Genomic DNA, 517 nt, shown 5'->3' on the forward strand with positions numbered 1-517 from the left:
GAATTAATCACGGAATATCGGAAGTATAACAATCGAGATTACTCAAGCAACCTGTTCTGTTTGTTGTAGCCAAAGAGTGTTTGTGATTATTCGAAAGGGGCAAGATAACGGGCAATAAAAAACCGGAGTAGACAAGTAATCAACTCCGGTGCAAAGCGTGATTCTATTTAAAAATAGATGCTAAGCGATCTAGTGAGGAGATTTGTCGTTAAGCACTTTGTAGATGAAATAGCTGCCATAAAATAGCATCAGCCCTATAGCGCCGAATATAACCAGCATTGAAGATAACCCAACTGCATTACCGAACAGGAGATCTAGCCATAAGTCCATAGTATTTCCTCCAGAAGTGCTTGAGACACTGCATAAGTTAAATTCTGGATAAAAAACCGACACTGATCTGGATCAATTGTGATTGATAGGTTGTGTGATTGTTTCTTTTGGTGTGTATTCGGTCACATTTTATTGCTGATTGATTGGTTTTTGAGCGAACGAACGGAAATTAAGAAAAAGTTAATTA

The 517-nt window shown here is 37.9% G+C and carries 1 protein-coding gene; it reads right to left on the reverse strand.

The features are described from left to right. Positions 1-189: 189 nt before the first annotated feature. Positions 190-330, reverse strand: coding sequence for a DUF3149 domain-containing protein (locus ACQY6F_RS19100; protein ID WP_042480052.1), 141 nt, complete (start codon positions 328-330; stop codon positions 190-192). Positions 331-517: the final 187 nt, after the last annotated feature.

The sequence above is a fragment of the Vibrio sp. genome (genome assembly GCF_050299255.1).
Lineage (GTDB): Bacteria > Pseudomonadota > Gammaproteobacteria > Enterobacterales > Vibrionaceae > Vibrio.